Below are 14,850 nucleotides of genomic sequence, written 5' to 3' on the forward strand. Positions count from 1 at the left end.
ACGCGCGCCCTTAGCGCGACGGCGGGGCGATGCAAGCTTTCCCTGATGCTTTCCCCCGGATGCTTCCCATCCGCGCACGCTCTGCTAGAGGCGCTGGCATGGAAGACCGTCTTCAACTCGAAGTCCACGACCTCGAAGTGCAGGTGCTGACCGGCATCTATTCCGAGGAAACCCATTTGCCGCAGCCGCTGCGCATCTCGCTGACCGTCGATCTCGACTGTCCGGTGCGGTACACGCCCGACAGCCCGCTGACCGAGTCCAAAAATTATCTCGACCTCAAACATGCCGCGATCGCGCTGCCCCAAGGCGTGCATTTCACGCTGATCGAGGGGGTTGCCGACCATATCTGCGATACGCTCTTCCTTCAGGACAAGCGGGTGCGCCGGGTGCAGGTCAAGATCGTCAAGCTGGCCATCGCCGAGGAAGGCGAGGCGATCGGCATCACCCTGGTCCGCCACCGGCGCTGACCGGCATGGCGGCCCGACGAGTCGATCTGCCCCCTGAGGCGGATGTGTCGGTCGCGGTTGCCGCCCATCCGGGTGTCGATCTGGTGCTGGTGCTGACGCCAGGCCGCGATCCCGTCGCGCAGGCCATGGTCGAGGCGGCGATCGCGCCGCTCGCCATCGATGCCGCCCCCGGCGCGCGGATCAATGCGGTCGTGCCGTCGCCGGGCGCTTCGGATGCGGCGGTCGCGGCGGCGGTCGCCTATCTCGCCGCCGCCCTTTCCGTCACGGGTCAGTTGCTGGCGGTCGGCACCTGACGCTCGCGCCCGCAGGGGCCGAGCTTTTGCAGCACGAAGCGATAATCGTCGCGCGCCGCCTCGGCATCCTCGGGCGACAGCGATGCGGTGCTGTGGTCGGGCAGCGATTCCGGCAAGGCGCAGGCGAGGCGATACCAGAGCAGCGTGTCTCGCGCGGGCGGCGCGGCGGACTCGTCGACGATCTCGCTCAACGCCACGGCATAGCGGCGCTCCTCACCCGGACGGCGCAGCACCGACAGCGAGACGGGGCGGTTGTTGGCGGTGGTCAGGAAGATCTGCGTCTCGCCTTCGCCCGGCAGGCTGCCCGCGACATAGAAAGCGTTGCCGACGCCGGTGATGACCGGCGGTGCGTCCGGGGACAGGGCGTCGCGCGCGATGGTGCGGCTGCGCTGCTCGATATCGGGCGCCCAGGGCAATTGCGCGTCAGGGGCAACGAGCTGGAGCTGATCGGCGGCATTGGGCACGCGACGCGCATAGATCAGGACGCGCATCTTCTTCAGCTTGGGCGTCCGACCCCGCGCATCGGTGGCGGCATCGAAGAGATAGCCGACCCGCGCGGGCAATCCGCCAGCCCCGCGGATCAGCGTGCCGACATCGGCCTCGACGTAGAAACGCTGATGTCCGGGCGCGACGCCCACGGCCTCGGCCCCCTTGATCGCGGTTGCCGATCGGATCGTCACGTCCGCGATCACCGGGGCAGAAAGCACCAGATCGGCCAGGTCGGCATAGCCGGGTCCTGTTTGCGCTACCATCGAATCACCGGGGCGTATCGGCGGCCGGGTGGTGATTTGGGCGGAAAGGGGGGTGACGAAAGTGGGAATCGCCAGGGTCAAGACGCAAGCGCGAACGGCGTGGGACAGCGGATTCATCGCTTTGGGCTACTCCTTCGTGCATTAACGGTACAGAAATAATTTCGTCACGTGCCGGTTGTACGTTTATTACGTCCGACAAACTGATTGCGCCGCGCCAGCCGTCACGATAGGGTTCGAGGCTCTGCCGTATGCCGTAAGAGCATGGCAGGAGTTTCCCACGTCCCCACGCTACGGCGAGGCGAAACTGGCAGACTGAGGAGTTTCGTTGCTGAATGGCCTATACTGACCAGAAGATGTCCGGGGGCAAGGTGGTCGCGATCGTTATCGTCGTGCTCATCCATGCTGCCCTGGGATACGCCTTCGTCACGGGGCTGGCTTACCAGTACGTGAAGAAGGCCACCGAAAAGCTCGACACGTTCAACGTGGAAGAGCCGCCGCCCCCCCCACCGCCGGAAGATCCGCCGCCCCCGCCGCCGGAGCAGCCTAATGTGCCGCCGCCGCCGACCACGGTGGTGACTCCGCCGCCGATCGTGCAGCTGCCGGTGCCCGCACCCGCCGTCACGACGACGTCGGTCATTCCGCTCAGCCAGCCCACGGCTCCGCCGGCCCCGCCTGCGCCGCCGTCTCCTCCTGCTCCGCCGGCGCCGCCCGCGGTGTCGAAGGCGGCCGGTCTGCGCGGTAACCCGGGCCAGTATTTCGGTCCCGACGCCTATCCGCCCTCGGCCCAGCGCGAAGGCGCGGAAGGTCGCGTGTCGGCCAAGCTGTCGATCGGCACCGACGGGCGCGTCACCGACTGTTCGATCCTGTCGAGCAGCGGCAACCGGGCCCTGGACGATGCGACGTGTCGCATTTCGAAGGCGCGTGTCCGCTTTACCCCGGCGCAGGACGCCGGCGGCAATCCGGTCGCCTCGTCCTATACGCTTAACATCCGTTGGCAGCTGCCACAGGAATAACGGCTAAAAGCCGATCAAACCCAACGCTTTAGTCAGAGGACCTAACCAACCATGCTCACCACCATCCTCGCCGCGGGCGGCGCAGCGGCCGGTGCCGAAAATCCCTACGGTCTCGGCCAGGCCCTGAAGGAAGGCGGCCTCATCTCGCAGTCGGTGTTCACCATCCTCTGCTTGATGTCGATCGTCTCCTTCTACATCCTGTTCTCGAAGCTGTTCGAGCAGCAGAAGATCATCAACCAGGCGAAGCGCGTCCGTCAGGGCTTCTGGTCGTCGAACTCGCTGCGCGAGGGTTCGGCCAAGCTCGAGAAGAACTCGGCCTACAAGCAGATCGTCGACGACGGTCTGGCCGCGCAGGACCAGCACTCGAAGCTGACCGACCCGGTCGAGGCGCATGACTGGCTGCACGGTTCGCTGGCGCGTTCGGAAGCCGCAATCAACTCGAAGCTGGGCGGCGGTCTCGCCTTCCTCGCGACCGTCGGCGCGACCGCGCCGTTCATCGGTCTGTTCGGTACCGTTATCGGCATCTACCGCGCGCTCATCAAGATCGGCTCGTCGGGCCAGGCGTCGATCGATGCCGTCGCCGGTCCGGTCGGTGAAGCGCTCATCATGACCGCTCTGGGTCTCGTCGTCGCCGTTCCGGCCGTGCTCGCCTACAACTGGCTGCAGCGCCGCAACAAGGGCATCGCGGAGGACCTGTCGTCCTTCTCGAACGACGTGCTGGGCTTCCTGGCCTCGAACGGTGCGGTTCGTCCCGCCACCGTCGGTGCCGCTGCCAAGCCGGCCGCCGTCAAGGCGACCCCGGCGACCACGACCGCCGGCCAGGCCGGTGGCGTTCAGACCCGCGCCTGAGCCTGAGGGGGCGGGGACCGATCCTTCGGGACACGGCCCCGCCACCCCCCGCCACCCGTCAGGGCGGCGCAAGAATGCATGGATAGGATAGCTCTCTCATGGCGATGAGCGTTGGCGGTGACTCCGCCGAGAAACCGATGTCGGAGATCAACACGACGCCCCTCGTGGACGTCATGCTGGTGCTCCTCATCATCTTCCTGATCGCGGTTCCGGTCGTGATTCAGACCGTTCCGCTGAAGCTGCCGAACGTCCGCTTCGATCCGACGACGACGAAGCCGGAGAACGTGTCGCTCTCGGTCACCAGCGAGAACGGACAGTGCAAGGTCTATTGGGGCCTTAGCCCGGTGACCTCGGATGAACTGCGCACCCGCGCGGTCGAGAAGCTGAAGGCCGAGGTCGAGCGTCTGGGTGCCAACATCACCCCGGACTCGCTGCCCGAGGCGCATATCCGGGGCGACGTGAACACGCCGTACCGGTGCATCGGCGGCACCATCTACACGATGCAGCAGGCCGGTTTCGCCCGTGTCGGCTTCATCTCCGAGCCGCCCCCCGGCGGCAACCCGCGCGTCTGATCGACGCGGCGGACACGATAGGAGTTAGCACGCCATGGCAATGAGCGCCGGATCCGATGATGGCGAGCCGATGATGGACATGAACACGACGCCGTTGATCGACGTCATGCTCGTGCTCCTCATCATGTTCATCATCACCATCCCGATCCAGACTCACGCGGTGAAGGTCGACCTTCCGGTCAACTCTCCGAGAAACCAGCCGCAGGTGAACAGCGAGAAGAACAAGGTCGGCATCGACGCCGCCGGCACGGTCACCTGGAACGGTGCGCCGGTCGACGAGGTCACGCTGCGCCAGTTTCTGGATCAGACCGCTGCCATGAATCCCGAGCCGGAATTGCACTTCCAGCCCGCCCCGGACGCCAAATACGCCAAGGTCGACGAGACCCTGGCGGTTATCAAGCGCTCGGCGGTCAGCAAGCTCGGCTTCATCGGCAACGAGCAGTATCGCAACGACTTCTGATCCTCGGCGATCAGTGTCGGACGGAATGGGGCGGTCTCTGCGGAGGCCGCCCTCTTTCGTTGTGAGCGGGGATGAGACGATTCCCCTGGCCTTCGACTTCGCTCAGGCTGAACGGATGATGGAGGTTGGAGGCGCTTTCTGATCCCGGTTCGAATGACGGAAAGTTGGGGAGGAACAGGACCGCTAACGCCGTTTAGCCTGAGCGAAGTCGAAGGCCACCCCCCGCCCGTGCTCAATTTCGATCTTCGCAACAACGAGAGTGCACCCGGATATAGCTGGGCCGATCACCTGCTGGAGTGGCATTTCTCGAGCGATCCTCAGCTAATGCCGCCCCGTCCGAACCGTCCTGCGGATCGGTCGATCGATATGCCTCTCCTACTCTCCCGGTCGGACTGCCAACGCCCAAGCTTTTCCACCGCGCGCCATCCGTTCCGAAACAGCGCATCTTTCACCGCTTGCGGACGTTTCACAAAAATGACAACGTAACGTCATAAAAGTGAAACATAGGAGAATTGAGATGCGCGGAGTCGTTTCGGTTTTGCTTGTGACGGCGGCGGGCATGGCGGCCCCGGCCATGGCCCAGGATTCCTGGCCGCAGCGCACGGGGTTTCACGAGATTGCCGCCGGGAATTTCCTGGCCGCCGAGCGGACCTTGCTCCAGGAGCGTCGCGCCAGCCCGGACAGCCCGGAACTGATGCTCAACCTCGCCGCCGTCTATGCCAAGACGGGTCGCGCCGCCGAAGCGCGCGCTCTGTATGATTCGGTGTTGCAGGAAAAGCCGATCGCGATGGACATGCCCTCGGGTGCGATTCTGTCGTCGCACACCGTGGCCCGCACTGGCCTGCGCCATTTGCCGCAGACGATCGCGGCGCGCTAAAGCCGAAAGGAAGGTCCAGGCGCGTCGCGTCTGGACTTGCCGACAGGTCGCGTGGCTTTCGCCGGAGCGACGTCCGCCCATCGTCGCCGGTCGCTGAACTTTCCCCCGCTTCTTCCCCTACGGAGGGAAGCAACGTTTCGGCCCGATAGAAGCGGTCCTTATCGAGAGGGGCAGGCCCCTCCATCAGGCGTTGGGCGTGCCACTTTCATTCCCAAGGGCGGAATGGGTGGAATGTCGGTCCGCCCTCACGTCACAGGCGCGGCAGGGTGACCCCGCGCTGACCCATATATTTGCCCGCCCGGTCGGCATAGCTGGTTTCGCAGGGTTCGTTACCCTTCAGGAAGAGGAACTGGCACGCGCCCTCATTGGCGTAGATCTTGGCGGGCAGGGGGGTGGTGTTGGAGAATTCCAGCGTCACATGCCCCTCCCAACCGGGTTCCAGCGGCGTGACGTTCACGATGATCCCGCATCGCGCATAGGTCGATTTGCCGAGGCAGATGACCAGTACGTCGCGCGGCACCCGGAAATATTCGACGGTGCGGGCCAGCGCGAAGCTGTTGGGCGGGATGATACAGACATCGGTCTTGCGATCCACGAAGCTGTTCGACGCGAAGTCCTTCGGATCGACCACCGCGCTGTCGACATTGGTGAAAATCTTGAACTCGTCCGCCACCCGCGCGTCATAGCCATAGGAGGACAGGCCATAGCTGATGCAGCCGTCACGACGCTGGTTCTCGACAAAGGGTTCGATCATCCCTTGGGTCTGCGCGGCTTCGCGAATCCAGCGGTCGGACAGGATCGACATCTTCATTCCCCTTAAGCTTGGCCGCTCATCGCCGGATCGTGGGGACAGGGCAAGCGGCAACCGTAAAAAGGGGCTTGCGGTTGACGCAGCGTCAAGCGGTACGATCGCCCCATGACGACCATGCTCGACATCGCCGAGATCGCCCGCGCAACCGGGCTCAGCAGCCGGGCGCTGCGCTTTTACGAGGCGCGGGGGCTGATCCGGCCGCTGCGGAGCGAGGGCGGGCGGCGGATCTTCGGCGCGGGCGAGCTGGAGCGGCTGCACGCCATCGTCGCGCTCAAGCGGGCGGGCTTCACGCTGGCGACGATCGGGCGGATGCTCGACCGGCCGAGCGCCGCGCTCGGGCCGATGATTGCGGCCCAGGCCAAGGTCGTCCAGGCGGAGCGCGCGACGCTTGCGGAAACCGCCGCGCTGCTCCGATCCATTCAGTCCCGCATCGATGCCGGCGAGCGCATCGACGTCGCGACGCTTTGCTCGCTGATTCGAAAAGGGAATGCCATGACGACGACACAATGGAAATCGGTGGTCGACCGCCATTTCACCGAAGAGGAACAGGCGCATTGGGCCGAGCGGATGGACAGGCTGGCGCCGGATTTCGACCAGAATGCCTATCAGGCGCAATGGGCCGATCTGGGCCAGCGGATCGCGGCGGCGCTGCCGATGGATCCGGATTCGGAGGCGGCGCGGGGGTTCGTCCGCGAATGGCAGGCTCTGCTCGCACCCTTCTATGCGGTGGCGTCGCCGGAGATGCGGGCGGGGGCTGTCCGGCTGCACCAGAATCGAGCGGAATGGGACGGTCAGGCCGATCCCGGCTTTTCGTCCGAGGTCTGGCAGTTCATCCAGGCGGCGGGCGCGGCGATGAAGGCGCGGAGCGAGGCGCCGGGGGCGTGATATTGTTCACGCGAAGCCGCGAAGACGCGATGATCTTTGAAGAAGATTGATGTTCGCGCGGAGGCGCGGAGGACGCGGAGGCGTCGTCCCTTGCGGCAAGAGATGGCCGGTCATCGTGAACCGTTCGGGGACTTCATGACCCAAAACCTCTCTGCGTCCTCCGCGCCTCTGCGCGAACAAAATCTTCGCGCCTTCGGGCGAGAAAATCAGCCGATCCCCAAATCCGCCGGGCCGAACGCATCCGGCAGCAACTCCGACAGGCGGTAGGTCCGCACCGCATCGCCCTCCGCAGAGCCGCAATGGACGGGCAGGTCGCGACCGCCCATCTGGGCCGCTTCGTTGATGACTTGGCGGCAGCGGCCGCAGGGGCTGACCGGGGTGTTGCCGGTCGGTACACCGTTCGCGTCCATCGCGCCGCCGATCACTCCGATCGCAACGATCTCGCGCAGACGCCCGGCGGCGGAGGCGGTGGCGATCGCGACCGTCTCCGCGCAGAGCGACAGGCCGTAGCTCGCATTCTCGAAATTCGCGCCGGTGATGATCGAGCCATCCTCCATCAACAGCGCAGCGCCGACCGCGAAACGGCTGTACGGCGCATGGGCGTTGCGCGCGGCGACGCGGGCGGCGGCAATCAGCGAATTGGGCAGGGCATTCGGATCGGTGGCATTCATGGCGTGACGACGTCCCAATTGACGGGGCCTTCCACCCCCTCGACCCGGCGGAAATCGCTGGCGCGCCACATGCGCCAGGGGCGGGCGGCATAGTCGGGTTTCAGCATGTTGCCGACCGCCCAGACCGGGCGGGGCAGGGCGGCGGTAATGGCGTAATCCGACTCGAACGCCTTGGAGACGCGGAGCATCACGGGCTTGGCCGTATGCGTCTCCACCATCGTCACGAAGCGCGTCAGGTCGGCGACCAGCGTCGCGCGGTCGGGCCGGGCGGTGCAATCGTCATGATAGGACAGGTCGATCGCGGCCGGAAGCGCATCGCCCGCGCGTGGCACGAAGATGTTGAACGCATCCGCCTGCGCCGTGGCGGGCTGGCACAGCGAATAGATATGGATCGCCCCGCGCCGCATCCCCGCCTCTGGCAGAGCGGTCCAATTGCCCTCGAACGCGGGATCGCGACGGTCCGCGCCCGATGTCGCGACGATATAGGCGAAGTCCGCGCCGTTCGCGCGCAGGATGCGCCATTCGACGGCGGGCGGATTCTCGGGCAGGTCGATGCCCTGCAACGGATAATGCTCGGTCGCGGGCCGCCAATGCGTCGCCCAGTGCCGCCCGCCCGCCGTGATCGCGCCGAGGGCCAGCAGCCCCGCGCCGATTTTCCAGAGAATCGCCATCAGTTGCGGATATGCAGGACGCAGAGCAGTGTGAAGAGGCGACGTGCGGTGTCGAAGTCGACCTCGATCTTGCCGGTCAGCCGCTCCTTCAGCATTTGCGCCGCGTCGTTATGGATGCCGCGCCGGGCCATATCGATGGTTTCGATCTGTTGCGGGGTGGCGGCGCGGATCGCCTGGTAATAGCTGTCGCAGATCGCGAAATAGTCCTTGATCGGCCTGCGGAAGCGGCCCAGTGCCAGCACCAAAGTCTCGATATGCGTCCCGTCTTCGCGGTACATATGGATGCCGAGGCGTCCTTCCTCAGACTCCAGCTTGATGCGATAGGGGCCGGCATAGCCGTCCGCCTGCGGGCGTTGGGGCGCGAAATAATTCTCCTCGATCAGGTCGAAGATCGCGATCCGCCGCTCCTGCTCGACATCGGCGGAGCGCCAGCCCAGGCTGCGCTCGTCCAGGTCGATAGAGATGATCCGGGGATCGGCCATGGCGAACGGGATAGTCGCGAAGCGCGTGCGCCGCAAATCCCCCGCTGATCGACGCAATGCGTTTTCATCCGGGGCCACTCCGCGCTAACGCTGGAGCAATGGCCACCCTCGCATTCCCGAACCCCGCCGCCGCCGCCGAGCCGCAGCAGCTTCCCCGCAATATCGAGGCGGAGGCCGCGCTGCTGGGCGCGATGATGATCGACAACCGGCTGGCCGACGATCTGGTCGACCGGCTGGACCCGGACCATTTCTTCGAGCCCGTCCATGGTCGCGTGTTCGCCGCGATCAAGAATCTGCGCGCCACCGACATGCTGGCGACCCCGGTCACGCTGCGCCCGATGTTCGAGGCGGACGAGGGGATGAAGGCGTTGGGCGGGCCGTCCTATCTGGCGCAACTGACCGGATCGGGTGCGGGGTTGATCGGTGCGCGGCAGTTCGCGACGCAGATCTATGACCTCGCCATGCTGCGCGCGCTGGTGACGGTGGGGCGAACCCTGGTCGACCGGGCGATGGACACCTCCGAAGAGGTCAATCCGCGCGCGCAGATCGAACTGGCCGAGAATGAGTTGTTCAAGGTCGCGGCCGACGGCGGCTCCGAAAATGCGGTGAAGAGTTTCGCTCAGGCCACCACCATGGCCGTCAAGAATGCCGAGCGGGCGCTCAACTCGGGCGGCCATGTGTCGGGCATCACCACGGGTCTGGACTCGGTCAATGCCAAGATCGGCGGTATGCACCGGTCCGACCTGATGATCCTGGCGGGCCGTCCGGGCATGGGCAAGACCTCGCTGGCGACCAATATCGCGTTCAACGCCGCGCGCCGCTGGATGCGCGACATGCAGGACGGCATCCCGCCCTCCGAGTCGGTGGGCGCGAAGGTCGCGTTCTTCAGCCTCGAAATGTCGGCCGACCAGTTGGCGACGCGTATCCTGGCCGAGCAGTCGGGGATCAGTTCCGAAGCGCTGCGGATGGGCAAGATCAGCCGCAACGAGTTCGCGCAACTCGCTGCGGCGGCGGCGGAACTGGAGCAATTGCCGCTGTTCATCGACGACACCGGCGGCCTGTCCATCTCGGCGCTGCACACCCGCGTTCGGCGATTGCAGCGGCGGCACAACAACGAGATCGGTCTGGTCGTGGTCGACTATCTCCAGTTGCTAACCGGATCCGGCAAGTCGTCGGAGGGCAACCGCGTGCAGGAAATCTCGGAGATTTCGCGCGGGTTGAAGACCTTGGCCAAGGATATGAACGTGCCGGTGCTGGCGCTGTCGCAGTTGAGCCGTGCGGTCGAGCAGCGCGAGGACAAGCGCCCGATGCTGTCCGACCTTCGCGAATCGGGCTCGATCGAGCAGGACGCCGACATGGTCTGGTTCGTGTTCCGCGAAGACTATTACATGATGCAGCGCGAGCCCAAGCGCCCGATGGAAGGCGATGACGGCAAGGTCTTCGAGGACCACGCCAAATGGGCGACCGAGGTGGAGCGGGTTTACGGCCTGGCCGAACTCATCGTGGCGAAGCAGCGTCACGGCGCGACCGGCAAGGTGGTGATGAAGTTCGACCCGACGATCACGCGGTTTACCGACTTCGCGGGCTATTGAGCGGCGGCGGGATTATTCCCGCCCCCCCGTTCAGCCTGAGCGTAGTCGAAGGCCATGGGATGACGTCCGCCAAGGTGTGAGCGTTGGAGCGTGCACTTCGACTTCGCTCAGTGCGAACAGGGGGAGGCGTTTCCTTCGCTACTCAGACGACCCCGGCGAAGGCCGGGGCCCAGATGCCACCCAGTTGAACCAGATGCCACCCAGTTGAAGACGCGCGAGATGATGCGTGGGTGGCCTCCCGCTGCTCGCTCAACCCTTTCGCGCGCTACGAGGCGCACTGCAACTGGGCCCCGGCCTTCGCCGGCGTCGTGAAACTCAGACGGGGCGGACGGATTCCACCGGGCGGTGTATCCCGCATTCCACCTTATCGAACCCCCGCCAGCGACCCGAGCGTGGGTCTTCGCCCGGCTTCACCTGGCTGGTGCAGGGCGCGCAGCCGATCGACAGATAGCCCTCCGCCTCCAGCGGGTGGCGCGGCAGATCATGCGCCGCGAAATAGGCATCCAACGCCGCCTTGTCCCAATCCGCCAGCGGGTTGAGCTTCAACCGCCCATCCTCGACCTCGAAGCGGGGCAGGGCGCGGCGGGTGCCCGCCTGGAAGCCCTTGCGGCCCGAAATCCACGCCTCGAAGGGGGCGAGGCCGCGCGTCAGCGGTTCCACCTTGCGCAGATCGCAGCAGCCGTCCGGGTCATAGCCGTGGCGGATGCCGTCCGGGTCCTTGGCCGCCAGCAGCGCCGGGTCGGGCCGGATCACCCGCACGTCGAGCAGCCCCAACCGCGCCACCAGCGTGTCGCGATAGGCCAGCGTTTCGGGAAACATCTTGAGCGTGTCGGTGAAGACCACCGGCGTCGCCGGATCGGCGCTAGCCACCATATGCAGCAGCACGGCGGATTCGGTGCCGAAGGACGACACCGCCGCGATTTGCCCACGGAGTTCGCCGGTCAGCAGGGTGCGTAGCAACTCCGGTGCGGAGACCCCTGCGAACCGCGCCCCGTAAGCGGCGGCGTCCTCCACCGTATAGGCGGGCCGCACATCGATTCGATCCGGGATTCGATCGGGGATCCGGTCGAGCGCACGCTCAGCCATGGCGGAGTTTCCACACCGGCACGCGAGCATCCGCCGCCTTCTGATAGGGTTGCGGATAGAGGGCCAGCAGCTTGGTCAGCGTCGCCGCATCGACCGGCTTTTCCGGCGCGAAACTGTCGAAGCCGCAGCGGCGCATGTGCGGGATCTGGTCGACCAGCACGTCGCCCGCCGCACGCAACTCGCCCTCGAACCCCGCTTCACGCAGGATGCGCGCCGCCGAGTAACCGCGCCCGTCGCGGAACGTCGGGAAGCTGATCTCGACCAAGGCGATCTGCCCCAGATGCGGCAGCAGCGCACGGGCGTCGTCGCCCGCTTCCAGCCGGACGGCGGTGGCGTTGGTCTGGCCCAGGAATGCGTCCAGCGTCACCGCCGGTTCGTCATGCACGACATCGTCGCGGAAACGCAGCAGCGTCTCGCCCGCATTGGTGTTCACGGTGATCGGATCAACCATAGATCGCCTCCTTGAACGGCTGCATTCCGACGCGACGATAGGTGTCGAGGAAACGCTCGCCGCGCTCACGTAGCGCGACATAGCGGTCGGTCACGCGCTCGATCGCGTCGACCACGCCGTCCTCGTCGAAGCCGGGGCCGGTGATCTTGCCGAGCGACACGTCCTCCGCCCCCGATCCGCCGAGCAGAAGCTGGTAATTTTCGGTGCCCTTCTTATCGACGCCCAATATGCCGATATGCCCGGCATGATGGTGGCCGCAGGCGTTGATGCAGCCCGAAATCTTGAGCTTCAACTCGCCCAGTTCACGCTGCCGCCCGGCGAAGCGCTCGCCGATCTTCTGCGCCAGCGGGATGGAGCGAGCATTGGCCAGGCTGCAATAATCCAGGCCGGGGCAGGCGATGATGTCCGAGATCAGGTCGAGATTGGCCTCCGCCAGCCCCGCCTCGCGAAGCGCGGTCCAGATGGCATGGAGGTCGGCCTTGCGGACATGCGGCAGGACGATATTCTGGGCATGGGTGACGCGCAGTTCGTCATGGCCGTAACGCTCGGCCAGGTCGGCCATCAGGTCGATCTGGTCGGCAGAGGCGTCGCCGGGGATGCCGCCGATCGGCTTCAGGCTGATCGTGACGATGGCATGGCCGCGCTGCTTGTGCGCCGCCACATTCTGGTCGAGCCAGACCGCGAAATCGGGATCGGAGCGATCCACCGTATCGGGCGCATCGGCGTCGAAGTCGGGCCCCTTGAACATGGCGGTGATCCGCGCCAGTTCGGCCAGCGGCGGGTCTAGCCCCAAGTCGCGGATCGCGGCGAACTCCGCCTCCACCTGCTCGCGATACGCCTCGACGCCGATCTCGTGCAGCAGAATCTTGATCCGCGCCTTGTAGATATTATCGCGGCGGCCATAGCGGTTATAGACCCGCAGGCACGCCTCCAGATAGCTCATCAGATGGTCAGCGGTGATGAAGTCCTTCACCTCATGCGCGATCATGGGCGTGCGGCCCATCCCGCCCCCGACGAAGATCTTCGCGCCGAGCACGCCGTCCCGCTCCAGCAACTGGATGCCGATATCGTGCAAGCGCATCGCCGCGCGGTCCTCGTCCGCCGCGATCACCGCGATCTTGAACTTGCGCGGCAGGTAAGTGAATTCGGGGTGGAAGGTCGACCATTGCCGGATCAACTCGGCCCAGGGACGCGGGTCGGCGACCTCATCGGCGGCGGCGCCGGCGAACTGGTCCGACGAGATGTTGCGGATGCAATTGCCCGAGGTCTGGATGGCGTGCATCTGCACCGTGGCCAGTTCGGCGAGGATGTCGGGCGCGTCGGCCAGCTTGATCCAGTTATACTGGATGTTCTGCCGCGTGGTGAAATGGCCATAGCCCCGGTCGTACTTACGCGCGATATGGCCCAGCATCCGCATCTGGCGGCCGTCCAGCGTGCCATAAGGCACCGCGATGCGCAGCATATAGGCGTGAAGCTGCAAGTAGAGGCCGTTCATCAGCCGAAGCGGCTTGAACTGATCCTCGGTCAGCGCACCCGACAGGCGGCGCTCCACCTGGTCGCGAAATTCCTCGACACGGGCATCGACGATGCTCTGGTCATATTCGTCGTAAACGTACATCGCTTGCTCTCTCAGATCACCCAGGCGCCGGCGTCCGCATCGGCGGGCTTGAGCGTCAGGTCGGGGCGCACCGTGGGGCCGAGCGCGCGGATGCGGTCCTTGATATGGGCAGGGCGGGGGCCTTGTTGGGTGGCCTCGGCATCGATCAGATAGGGGACGTTGACCCGGCGCGCGCCTTCCTCGGCCCGCAGGATCGCCTCGCCCGCCGAACCGACATCGACCGCGTCCTCGATATGGCGCGACCATTCCTGCCCGGTCCACCAGACGACATCGCCGGTCGCCAGGTCATTGCCCGTCAACAGCTTCATGCGCTCATCCCTTCCGCCACGCGGGCCCAACGCGCCAGCTTGTCCTCGGCATCCGACAATTCGACGACCTCGCCGACGACGATGATCGCCGGACTCTGCACCGCTTCGCGCTCGACCATCGGGCCGAGATCGGCGAGCAGGGTGCGGATCGCGCGGTGCCCTTCCAGCGTACCGCGCTCCAGCACCGCGACCGGCATATCGGGCGCGACGCCGTCCGCCATCAGCTTGTCGGCGATGCCGCTCGCGGTCGCCACGCCCATATAGATGACCAGCGTGCGCCCTTGCCCCGCCAGCCCCGACCAGTCCTGATCGGTCAGCCCCTTGCACTGCCCCGCGACGAAGGACACCGCCGAGCTGTGATCGCGATGGGTGAGCGGCAGCATCGCCTCCGCCGCGCAGCCGAGCGCGGCCGAGACGCCGGGGATCACCTCGACGCGGAGCCCGGCGGCGCGGACCGCCTCCACCTCTTCGCCGCCGCGCCCGAAGATGAACGGGTCGCCGCCCTTCAGCCGCACGACGATCGCGCCGGTCTTCACATGCGCGACGATCAGCGCGTTGATCGCGTCCTGCGACAAAGTGTGCCGCGCGCGCCGCTTGGCGACCGAGATACGCTGGGCCTCTGGTGGGGCCAGATCGAGGACGCGCGGATCGATCAGGCCGTCATGCACGACGACATCGGCCTGTTTGAGTGCCTCGACCGCGCGAACGGTCAGCAGGCCCGGATCACCGGGCCCGGCACCGACAAGGATCACGCGGCCACGCGCGGCTGGGTCGAGAAGGCTAGCCATGCTCCGACAGATGACCCCCCGCCGCCCGCTCCACAACCGAGCGATGCTTGGGGAGGCGGTAGATCAACTTGGGACAGTCCATGCTGCGGCGCATATGGTATAACATATTTGCCTATTGCTCTGAGTTATGGTTGAATGGATTCGCAAAGATCAAAGCGGGGAAGAGTCGAATGGGGGAATTTCGTTACGCGAAGCGCTTGTTAG

At 65.8% G+C, this 14,850-nt stretch carries 19 protein-coding genes; 9 read left to right on the top strand and 10 right to left on the bottom strand.

Annotated features, from left to right (window positions below):
- Window positions 1–98: 98 nt before the first annotated feature.
- Window positions 99–467, top strand: a complete 369-nt coding sequence (locus QE379_RS05730; RefSeq protein WP_306998708.1) for a dihydroneopterin aldolase — start codon at window positions 99–101, stop codon at window positions 465–467.
- A gap of 5 nt (window positions 468–472) precedes the next feature.
- Window positions 473–760 (top strand): Rossmann fold domain-containing protein, encoded by a 288-nt coding sequence (locus tag QE379_RS05735; RefSeq protein WP_306998710.1) that lies wholly within the window; start codon window positions 473–475, stop codon window positions 758–760.
- Here the strand turns inward: QE379_RS05735 and QE379_RS05740 are convergent.
- Window positions 736–1,512 carry a hypothetical protein gene (locus QE379_RS05740; RefSeq protein ID WP_306998712.1) on the bottom strand — a complete coding sequence of 259 codons (777 nt, stop codon included), beginning with the start codon at window positions 1,510–1,512 and terminating at the stop codon, window positions 736–738. The two genes, QE379_RS05735 and QE379_RS05740, sit on opposite strands and share 25 nt — an antisense overlap.
- Before the next feature lie 332 nt (window positions 1,513–1,844).
- On the opposite strand from QE379_RS05740, the gene QE379_RS05745 reads away from it, so the two are divergent.
- The 5 genes from QE379_RS05745 to QE379_RS05765 all read left to right on the top strand — a co-directional run bounded on the left by QE379_RS05745 (window position 1,845) and on the right by QE379_RS05765 (window position 5,283).
- Window positions 1,845–2,525, top strand: a complete 681-nt coding sequence (locus QE379_RS05745) for an energy transducer TonB (protein ID WP_306998715.1) — start codon at window positions 1,845–1,847, stop codon at window positions 2,523–2,525.
- A 51-nt stretch (window positions 2,526–2,576) separates the two neighbouring features.
- Entirely contained in the window at window positions 2,577–3,374 is a 798-nt protein-coding gene (locus tag QE379_RS05750; protein ID WP_306998717.1) for a MotA/TolQ/ExbB proton channel family protein, read from the top strand.
- Window positions 3,375–3,472: 98 nt separating this feature from the next.
- Window positions 3,473–3,946 carry a biopolymer transporter ExbD gene (locus QE379_RS05755; protein ID WP_230483027.1) on the top strand — a complete coding sequence of 158 codons (474 nt, stop codon included), beginning with the start codon at window positions 3,473–3,475 and terminating at the stop codon, window positions 3,944–3,946.
- A 34-nt stretch (window positions 3,947–3,980) separates the two neighbouring features.
- Window positions 3,981–4,406, top strand: coding sequence for a biopolymer transporter ExbD (locus QE379_RS05760; protein ID WP_267434529.1), 426 nt, complete (start codon window positions 3,981–3,983; stop codon window positions 4,404–4,406).
- 517 nt (window positions 4,407–4,923) lie between these two features.
- Window positions 4,924–5,283: a M48 family metallopeptidase gene (locus tag QE379_RS05765; RefSeq protein WP_306998721.1), complete on the top strand. Its 360-nt coding sequence runs from the start codon at window positions 4,924–4,926 to the stop codon at window positions 5,281–5,283.
- Window positions 5,284–5,533: 250 nt separating this feature from the next.
- Here QE379_RS05765 and dcd read toward each other — a convergent pair whose 3' ends face one another.
- Complete coding sequence (dcd, locus tag QE379_RS05770) at window positions 5,534–6,088, bottom strand: dCTP deaminase (RefSeq protein ID WP_007405039.1); 555 nt, start codon at window positions 6,086–6,088, stop codon at window positions 5,534–5,536.
- A 120-nt stretch (window positions 6,089–6,208) separates the two neighbouring features.
- On the opposite strand from dcd, the gene QE379_RS05775 reads away from it, so the two are divergent.
- Window positions 6,209–6,979 carry a MerR family transcriptional regulator gene (locus tag QE379_RS05775; protein ID WP_306998723.1) on the top strand — a complete coding sequence of 257 codons (771 nt, stop codon included), beginning with the start codon at window positions 6,209–6,211 and terminating at the stop codon, window positions 6,977–6,979.
- A gap of 206 nt (window positions 6,980–7,185) precedes the next feature.
- Here the strand turns inward: QE379_RS05775 and QE379_RS05780 are convergent, their stop codons facing one another.
- From QE379_RS05780 to QE379_RS05790, 3 genes are read right to left on the bottom strand one after another with little or no spacing between them, the layout of a single operon-like run.
- On the bottom strand, window positions 7,186–7,650 hold the full coding sequence (locus tag QE379_RS05780; protein WP_306998725.1) for a cytidine deaminase: 465 nt from the start codon (window positions 7,648–7,650) through the stop codon (window positions 7,186–7,188).
- Window positions 7,647–8,321: a GH25 family lysozyme gene (locus tag QE379_RS05785; RefSeq protein ID WP_306998727.1), complete on the bottom strand. Its 675-nt coding sequence runs from the start codon at window positions 8,319–8,321 to the stop codon at window positions 7,647–7,649. The genes QE379_RS05780 and QE379_RS05785 overlap by 4 nt, the downstream gene beginning before the upstream one ends.
- Entirely contained in the window at window positions 8,321–8,803 is a 483-nt protein-coding gene (locus QE379_RS05790) for a UPF0262 family protein (RefSeq protein WP_175314205.1), read from the bottom strand. The genes QE379_RS05785 and QE379_RS05790 overlap by 1 nt, the downstream gene beginning before the upstream one ends.
- 98 nt (window positions 8,804–8,901) lie before the next feature.
- Between QE379_RS05790 and QE379_RS05795 the strand changes: the two genes are divergently transcribed.
- On the top strand, window positions 8,902–10,395 hold the full coding sequence (locus tag QE379_RS05795; RefSeq protein WP_306998730.1) for a replicative DNA helicase: 1,494 nt from the start codon (window positions 8,902–8,904) through the stop codon (window positions 10,393–10,395).
- 315 nt (window positions 10,396–10,710) lie between these two features.
- Here QE379_RS05795 and QE379_RS05800 read toward each other — a convergent pair whose 3' ends face one another.
- The 5 genes from QE379_RS05800 to cobA are packed head-to-tail and all read right to left on the bottom strand — an operon-like array spanning window position 10,711 to window position 14,646.
- Window positions 10,711–11,481, bottom strand: a complete 771-nt coding sequence (locus tag QE379_RS05800) for a phosphoadenylyl-sulfate reductase (RefSeq protein ID WP_306998733.1) — start codon at window positions 11,479–11,481, stop codon at window positions 10,711–10,713.
- Complete coding sequence (locus QE379_RS05805) at window positions 11,474–11,932, bottom strand: DUF934 domain-containing protein (RefSeq protein WP_267434522.1); 459 nt, start codon at window positions 11,930–11,932, stop codon at window positions 11,474–11,476. The genes QE379_RS05800 and QE379_RS05805 overlap by 8 nt, the downstream gene beginning before the upstream one ends.
- Window positions 11,925–13,550, bottom strand: a complete 1,626-nt coding sequence (locus tag QE379_RS05810; protein WP_306998736.1) for a nitrite/sulfite reductase — start codon at window positions 13,548–13,550, stop codon at window positions 11,925–11,927. Before QE379_RS05810 ends, QE379_RS05805 begins: the two co-directional genes overlap by 8 nt.
- An 11-nt stretch (window positions 13,551–13,561) precedes the next feature.
- Window positions 13,562–13,858: a DUF2849 domain-containing protein gene (locus QE379_RS05815; RefSeq protein WP_306998738.1), complete on the bottom strand. Its 297-nt coding sequence runs from the start codon at window positions 13,856–13,858 to the stop codon at window positions 13,562–13,564.
- Window positions 13,855–14,646: a uroporphyrinogen-III C-methyltransferase gene (gene cobA, locus QE379_RS05820; RefSeq protein WP_306998740.1), complete on the bottom strand. Its 792-nt coding sequence runs from the start codon at window positions 14,644–14,646 to the stop codon at window positions 13,855–13,857. The genes QE379_RS05815 and cobA overlap by 4 nt, the downstream gene beginning before the upstream one ends.
- Window positions 14,647–14,850: the final 204 nt, after the last annotated feature.

Origin of the sequence: Sphingomonas sp. SORGH_AS_0879 (genome assembly GCF_030819175.1) — a bacterium.
Lineage (GTDB): Bacteria > Pseudomonadota > Alphaproteobacteria > Sphingomonadales > Sphingomonadaceae > Sphingomonas.